Here is a 6,504-nt window from a genome sequence, read left to right as displayed (position 1 = left end):
CCGCCGCACCACCGGCATGATCAAGATGGCCATGGGTGATTAAAATAGCTTTTACATCAAGCCCCTGAAGTTCACTGAGGATTTTATCACTGTCGCCTCCCGGGTCAACAATAACGGCCTCTCTCTTTTCTGAAATCAGAATGGCACAATTCTGACGCAATGGTGTTACAGGCAGAATGCGGACTTGTAACGTCATAACCTTAACCTTACGCTTGATATTTCCTGACCTTGTGATTTGGAAAGACTCAAAAAAGAGGGCATCCTTCCTCCTTCACAGAGCTGATAAACTTTCCTTTATGATATATTGATTATCATGCACAAACCAGTTTTCGATAAGGAATCCTTACTGATGAGCCATATTATCCGCACTGAACCAACACCGATACTCTCAAAAGCAGTTGAGTACCATGGTTTTATTTTCACACAAGGCGTTGTTTCAGATGACCTGAGTCTGGATATAGAAGGTCAAACGCGCAACATATTACAGCAGATTGATGCTTTACTTGAAAAGCACGGGACAGATAACACGCGTATTTTACAGGCACAGATCTGGCTGAAAAATATTACTGACCGTGAAATCTTCAATAATCTATGGCAGAAATGGCTACCAACAAACCAGGCCCCTGCACGCGCCTGCGTCCAGGCAGTTTTGGCTGATGAGCGGATGCTAGTGGAAATACAGTTAATTACAACAAAGTAATTTTTAATCACGAAATTGTAATCTATCTAAAAGAGAAAGTTTTTTAAGAAATAATAGACACTTTTCGGAGGTTTAGCTGTTGCTCCCTTTGTTTATGTCTGTTATCTCTTTTTCCGATCAACGGAATTTGAAAGATCGTAAAGAAAACCTGATAAAGAACAAGGAATCATGTGATGCGACACCGTGGGAAAGTTTTCTTGAGTTCTATTTTGACGCTTTCTCTGATTGCATCATCGCATGCCTCTTACGGTGCTACTTCGTCTCATCATTCCCGTCTGCATCATAATTCACACCACAGACATCACTTACGACATGCAGGTCATGGTTATCATGTCCTGCAATGTGTCACTTTCGTCCGTCAAAGCACAGATTTTCAGATTCGTGGGAATGCCAGAGACTGGTGGCCAAAGGCTCATGGCCTCTATGCACGAGGAAACCAACCTGAAGTAGGATCTGTACTGAGTTTCAGATCAACACGCCGTATGCCTCTTGGGCATGTAGCCGTTGTGCGTTCAGTCATTGATAATCGCACAATTCTCATTGATCAGTCTCATTGGGCGAGTCGTGGAATCAGCCGTGATGTGCGCGTAGTTGACATATCGGCCGACAATGACTGGAGTGCTGTCCGTGTCGCCCTGAAGGGCCATAATGACAGCCGCTTAGGCAGTATTTATCCCACGCATGGCTTTATTTATGCCCGACCGGAAGATGCCCCAACGATTAGCACCTCTGCTGGGTTACTCGCCAATAATAGCGAGGATAAGCTGAGTGCCCAGACGGCCTCCTTGCCTGAGGCAAATGAGTCCGCCTTTGAGATTGATGCGCCGAATCGCTCCCTACGTTAACGCTAGGTTTATTAGTGGTTCCCTAGCGCCTTACGGACGCCCTGTTCTGTGATAGGGGTGTCCGTTTTGGATAGATTGGGCTCTGAATAACTGTTCAGCCAACAATACACGGACCAACATATGCGGCCAGGTCATTTTTCCAAATGATATGATTTGGTCGGCGCGATTCGTAACAGTACGGTCCAGCCCTTCAGCGCCACCAATCAGAAAACAGACTTCCCGCCCGCTTTCTGTCCATTTTTGTAACGATTCTGCAAAATCTGCGCTAGCATAGCATTTTCCGCCTTCATCCAGCGCAACGACAAAGCTATTGGTCGGGCAGTGAGCTAGAAGGGCCTCTGCCTCACGACGCTTCTGCTCAAGAGAAGACCCCTTAATCTGCTGAATTTCTGTCAGTTCTAGCTTGGGGCGCAGCCTTTTCTGATAGCGTGACAAAAGCTCACGCTCAGGCCCTTCCTTAAGCTTACCGATAGCAATTAATCTCATGAAGCATTTCTTACGAGGATCAACCTATTAAATGCTCATTTTCAGGACGGCCAAAATCATGACCCCACATCCGTTCAAGGGCATATAATTCGCGTGTTTCAGGCATGAAAAGATGAACGATCACATCACCTGCGTCCATTAGCACCCAATCACTGCTGCTTTCGCCTTCTACCTGGACCCAGCCAAAACCCGAGTCTTTTAAACGGCGTTCAAGACGAGTAGCGATTGACGTAATCTGTCGTGGAGACAGCCCGCTGGCGATAATCATTCTTTCTGCAAAACTTGCCCGTTTTGCAATATCCAGAACGACGATCTCTTCAGCTTTATCTTCATCAAGACTTGCAAGAATAAGAGCCATTTTACGCGCTAATTCCTGCTCATAACGCTCTGAGTCCGCTTGTATAATTTGTTTCTGTGTCATGTCTGTTATGGTTTCTACTCCAATTCTAGGCAGGTATCCCATGCTTAGATTTACGTATATTGGTTGAGGATACAGGATTCTGCGGTGTAAACAAAAAGACCCAGTAAGGCAACTTTACCTTATCAGGAACAAACACCCCTTGATATGCCGTCTGGCGACTATGCCGCAACACAGAAGCAGCCGCTCCTTTCAAGGCCGTCATTACGGAAAGAGGACGTGGGAAAATGGCAACCGGGACAGATTTTGCAAGAGTCTGCCAGCGTTTCCACTGTGTAAAATTTGCGAATCCATCACTCCCCATAAGCCAGACAAACTGAACATGGGGGAAGCGTTTTTTAAGTTCTGTAATTGTACGCCACGTATAACGCTCTTTCAGGCGGAGCTCCCAGTCAGTTGCAATAATACGTTTTCCATCGGCCAGTTGCTCGGCTGAGGCCAATCTCTGAGGAAAAGGCATCATAAAGCTACGTGCTTTCAAAGGGTTACCCGGTGAAACAAGTAGCCATACCTGGTCCAGCCTCAGAAATTTCATGGCCAGGCGAGCAATCTGCAAATGCCCCTCATGAGCAGGATTAAAAGACCCGCCAAGGAGTCCAATACGCATCCGGCGCCTGTCCCCCCATAAAGGAACAGGCTTTTGTCTTTCAGAACCCTGATGAAAAGACTTAACCACTATTGCGTCTGGATCCCCCCGAATGACTCACACATTAAAGCGAAAAAGGAGCACATCACCATCTTGAACGACATAATCCTTTCCTTCAATTCTCAATTTCCCGGCTTCCCGTGCACCAGCTTCTCCCTGATTTGCCACATAATCATCATAAGAGATGGTTTCACACGCGATAAAACCACGTTCAAAATCATTATGAATGACCGCAGCAGCCTGAGGTGCTTTAGTGCCGGCTGTAATTGTCCAGGCTCTTGTTTCTTTAGGACCAACTGTGAAATAAGTCCGTAGTCCTAGCAGCTTATAACCAGCGGCAATAACGCGATCCAGGCCACTATTCTTCAAGCCAAGCCCTTCAAGAAATTCACCTCTTTCTTCTTCAGAAAGCTGGCTTACTTCGGCTTCAATAGCTGCTGATACAATCACGGCACCAGCGCCTTCAGCTTCTGCACGTTGCATTACGGCCTTTGAATAATCATTACCTGTCGCAGCTGAAGCTTCTTCTACGTTACAGACATAAAGGACAGGTTTGGTCGTCATCAACTGAAGGCGCGCAACTTCTTTTTCTTTTCCGGTAGGGATAGCGGTACGTGCAGGCTTGCCATCCTGCAATGCCTTGATTAAAGGCTCCATCAATTCGAGCTGGGCCTGTGCTTCCCGGTCATTTCCCCGCGCTCTTTTTTGCAAATTTACCTGGCGACGCTCCAGACTCTCCAGATCAGCCAACATAAGCTCTGTTTCAATGATATCGGCATCACGAACAGGATCAACACCACCTTCTACATGTGTAATATCATCATCATCGAAGCAGCGCAGAACATGGATAATCGCGTCAACCTCGCGAATATTTGCCAGAAACTGGTTCCCGAGACCTTCTCCCCGAGAAGCACCTCTGACAAGACCAGCAATATCGACAAATTCAAGGCTTGTAGGAATCACTTTCTGCGACTTCCCGACTCGCATTAACACTTCCAAGCGGGGATCGGGAACTGCGACACGCCCGGTATTAGGCTCAATCGTGCAGAAAGGATAATTGGCAGCCTGAGCAGAAGCTGTCTGGGTCAGCGCATTAAATAATGTTGATTTCCCCACATTAGGAAGACCTACAATCCCACAATTAAACCCCATCTACACGTCCCCCGACTTTCATATCTAATTTTATCGTGAAAGTTCTTTAATTATTTTCGATCCTTACCGGAACCAATAGCGCACAGAGTCAGCCCTGTGACTCACCTTTCTGCAAAGCTACTTTCGTCATGAAAGCTTCTGGCTCTTCATGGGCAAGAAGAGGCGAGGCTTCCGCAATGGCATCAAGCCACTCTGCCAGAAGAGGCCGCTCTGCTGAAGAAAAATCTCCCAGAACATGGCCTGTAACACGCTCTTTCTGCCCTGGATGGCCTATCCCCAGCCTGACACGCCAATAATCTGGCCCTGAAAGGCAACGATCCATTGACCGTAAGCCATTATGCCCCGCAGCCCCGCCACCACATTTCATGCGGATACGGCCAAAAGCGAGGTCTAGCTCATCATGAAAAACAACTATTTCGTTTAAAGGCAATTTATAGAACTGTCCGGCCTGCTGAACACTTTCACCTGAAAGATTCATATAGGTCTGCGGCTTTAACAGAAGGACTTTTTCTCTTCCAACTGTCCCTTCGGACACCAGCCCTTTAAAACGCTGACGCCATGGTGAAAAACCATGACGCCCGGCGATGGCATCAACTGCCATAAAACCAATATTATGCCGGTTGCGACTCATTTCAGACCCGGGATTTCCGAGACCAACCCATAATTTCACAACCGGCACACTCCTTGGAATTCAGGCAGATTACTCTGCGGCCCCTTCTGCAGCTGCTTCTGAAGCGGCTTCAGCTGCAGCTTCTTCTGCAACGTCAGAAGCCTTATCAACTGTCGGCGCAGCGATAGAGGCGATAACAAAATTCTCAACCTGTAATACAGGCGTGCAATGTTCTGTGCCCTGCAGATCTTCCCAACGGACATTCTCACCAATATCGAGCTTGCTCAGATCAACTGTGAAATGCTCAGGGATATGTTCCACATCAACCTGAACTTCAACATTATGACGAACAATATTCAGAACACCACCGCGTTTAACGCCGGGGGCTTCTTCCTCACCACTAAAGGCAATATTGACCTGCAAGGTCACTTTCTGACCTGGAACAAGGCGCAGGAAATCAATGTGAAGAGGGACATCAGTGACAGGGTGGAACTGAATGTCACGAATCAGAGCCCGTGTCTTGGCGGCTTTCCCATCAACCTGGAACTGGAACAGACGAGACTGCCAACCTTCACGGTGCAGCTCTTTCATGATGACGCGCGGGTCAATGGAAATCAGATGTGGTTCCTGCTTGCCACCATAGACAACGCCAGGTACCATCCCAGCTCTTCTGATGGCGCGCGCTGCCCCCTTACCTGCTTTTGCGCGCTCGGAGATTTCGAGTGTCGTTAATTTTGCCACGTTTTACGCTCCTGCGTTTTATTCAAATAAATCCTGTCAGAAGCCTCCAGGGGTGCTTCTGTGAGGTTCCGACCTAGCGCAAAATGTGCAAAAAGACAAATAATTCCTGCATCAGGATTTAAAAAGAACGCGCTCTAATAGCTGATATCTGCCGCCCTGTCGCTTTTTCCCCAGCGAGTGTCATACGACGGTAACTATAAAAGCTTTGATCACGCAGTGTATCAAGTGCAAGGCAAGTCACCTGACTGACACCACTTTCCCTCATACGTATTTCACAAAATCCTGGCAAATCGAATAAAAACTGTCCCTTTCTAGATAAAGGCGTAAAAAAAGCTCCACCACCATGATAATGAGTAATAAGCTGATCCCGCATATCAGAAGACACTTCATAAGAAGCCGCACCAATACAGGGCCCAATCACTGCCTTAATATCACCAGCCCCCAGTGAGCGCATCGCCTCTATTGTGGCTTCCAGCACCCCTTCCACAGCCCCTCGCCAGCCAGCATGGGCTGCCCCGACAATCTTGCCATCTACGGAAGAAAAAAGAACAGGAGCACAATCTGCCGTAGCAACTGTCATCACAAGATCAGGACAATCCGTCACAAGGCCATCAGCTTCCGGAGCATCGTAAAATGGCCAGAGCTTTGTTTCCTCTCCTATAATCATCACCTTAGAGCTGTGAATCTGCCTCAATCCCAGAAAATGATCTTCTGATACATTAAAATAATTTGCCATCAAACAACGGTTCTGCCGGACATTTTCAGGAAGATCATCTGTCATAGTCCCCCCGTTCAGCTCTGCATAAAGCCCCCCGGATACGCCTCCCAGTCTCGAAAAAAAACCGTGAGCAACATCTAAAGTAGGAGATGTAAAAGGTTGTAATGTCGCTGTCATAAAACTGTCTC

At 47.4% G+C, this 6,504-nt stretch carries 10 protein-coding genes (1 of these 10 only partly in view); 2 read left to right on the top strand and 8 right to left on the bottom strand.

All coding sequences use genetic code 11. The features are described 5' to 3' along the window. A protein-coding gene (locus tag AC3B6P_RS02645; RefSeq protein ID WP_489804600.1) for an MBL fold metallo-hydrolase crosses the window boundary here: on the bottom strand, positions 1-196 show its start. The gene continues 464 nt to the left of window position 1, outside the view; only the first 196 of its 660 coding nucleotides appear in the window; it begins with the start codon at positions 194-196; the stop codon falls past the left edge of the window. A 153-nt stretch (positions 197-349) separates the two neighbouring features. Here AC3B6P_RS02645 and AC3B6P_RS02640 point away from each other — a divergent pair, with 153 nt between their 5' ends. Both AC3B6P_RS02640 and AC3B6P_RS02635 read left to right on the top strand, forming a co-directional pair. After that, positions 350-700: a RidA family protein gene (locus AC3B6P_RS02640; RefSeq protein WP_489804599.1), complete on the top strand. Its 351-nt coding sequence runs from the start codon at positions 350-352 to the stop codon at positions 698-700. 197 nt (positions 701-897) lie between these two features. Beyond that, positions 898-1,545 carry a CHAP domain-containing protein gene (locus AC3B6P_RS02635; protein ID WP_489804598.1) on the top strand — a complete coding sequence of 216 codons (648 nt, stop codon included), beginning with the start codon at positions 898-900 and terminating at the stop codon, positions 1,543-1,545. A 30-nt stretch (positions 1,546-1,575) separates the two neighbouring features. Here AC3B6P_RS02635 and AC3B6P_RS02630 read toward each other — a convergent pair whose 3' ends face one another. The 7 genes from AC3B6P_RS02630 to pgeF form a co-directional block, all read right to left on the bottom strand. After that, positions 1,576-2,031, bottom strand: a complete 456-nt coding sequence (locus AC3B6P_RS02630; protein ID WP_489804597.1) for a 23S rRNA (pseudouridine(1915)-N(3))-methyltransferase RlmH — start codon at positions 2,029-2,031, stop codon at positions 1,576-1,578. 19 nt (positions 2,032-2,050) lie between these two features. Beyond that, a complete protein-coding gene (gene rsfS / locus AC3B6P_RS02625; protein WP_489804596.1) occupies positions 2,051-2,452 on the bottom strand; it encodes a ribosome silencing factor in 402 nt (133 codons plus the stop codon). Between the two features lie 25 nt (positions 2,453-2,477). Then, complete coding sequence (locus tag AC3B6P_RS02620; RefSeq protein ID WP_489804595.1) at positions 2,478-3,125, bottom strand: nicotinate-nucleotide adenylyltransferase; 648 nt, start codon at positions 3,123-3,125, stop codon at positions 2,478-2,480. A gap of 27 nt (positions 3,126-3,152) precedes the next feature. Further along, a complete protein-coding gene (ychF, locus tag AC3B6P_RS02615) occupies positions 3,153-4,247 on the bottom strand; it encodes a redox-regulated ATPase YchF (RefSeq protein ID WP_489804594.1) in 1,095 nt (364 codons plus the stop codon). A gap of 88 nt (positions 4,248-4,335) precedes the next feature. After that, positions 4,336-4,917, bottom strand: coding sequence for an aminoacyl-tRNA hydrolase (gene pth, locus AC3B6P_RS02610; RefSeq protein ID WP_489804593.1), 582 nt, complete (start codon positions 4,915-4,917; stop codon positions 4,336-4,338). Between the two features lie 30 nt (positions 4,918-4,947). Beyond that, positions 4,948-5,598 (bottom strand): 50S ribosomal protein L25/general stress protein Ctc, encoded by a 651-nt coding sequence (locus AC3B6P_RS02605; RefSeq protein ID WP_489804592.1) that lies wholly within the window; start codon positions 5,596-5,598, stop codon positions 4,948-4,950. A 118-nt stretch (positions 5,599-5,716) separates the two neighbouring features. After that, positions 5,717-6,493 (bottom strand): peptidoglycan editing factor PgeF, encoded by a 777-nt coding sequence (gene pgeF / locus AC3B6P_RS02600; protein WP_489804591.1) that lies wholly within the window; start codon positions 6,491-6,493, stop codon positions 5,717-5,719. Positions 6,494-6,504: the final 11 nt, after the last annotated feature.

The sequence above is a fragment of the Aristophania sp. ESL1142 genome, from assembly GCF_058107345.1.
Note: the sequence above shows the minus strand (reverse complement) of the source record. Positions and strands in the feature narration are given on the sequence as shown.